The sequence below is a fragment of the Pseudomonas sp. BAV 4579 genome (genome assembly GCF_009765395.1).
Taxonomy (GTDB): Bacteria; Pseudomonadota; Gammaproteobacteria; order Pseudomonadales; family Pseudomonadaceae; genus Chryseomonas; species Chryseomonas aestiva.
Genome location: NZ_WHOV01000280.1, coordinates 1 through 317 on the forward strand (window position 1 = coordinate 1; position 317 = coordinate 317).

Annotated in this window: 1 protein-coding gene; it reads left to right on the forward strand. The window is 65.9% G+C overall.

Translation table 11 applies throughout. The features are described 5' to 3' along the window. A partial coding sequence (locus tag GSQ95_RS25985) for a biotin/lipoyl-binding protein (RefSeq protein ID WP_372241659.1) occupies window positions 1-317 on the forward strand: 317 nt, incomplete at both ends.

Genomic DNA, 317 nt, shown 5'->3' on the forward strand with positions numbered 1-317 from the left:
GCAGATCAAGCCGGCGCATGCCTTTTTCGCTCCCGCCCTGCTGGCCGTGGCCCTCGGCCTGGGTGCCTGCGGCAAGCAGGACAACAAGGACCAGCAGCAACAGCAGCAGAAACCCGCAGAAGTCGGGGTGGTCACGGTACAGCCTCGCACCGTGACCCTGACCGACGAATTGCCCGGGCGTACCTCCGCCTTCCGTATCGCCGAGGTGCGGCCGCAGGTCAGCGGCATCCTGCTCAAGCGCAGTTTCACCGAAGGGGCCGACGTCAAGGCCGGCCAGCAGTTGTATCAGATCGATCCGCGCACCTACGAGGCCAACG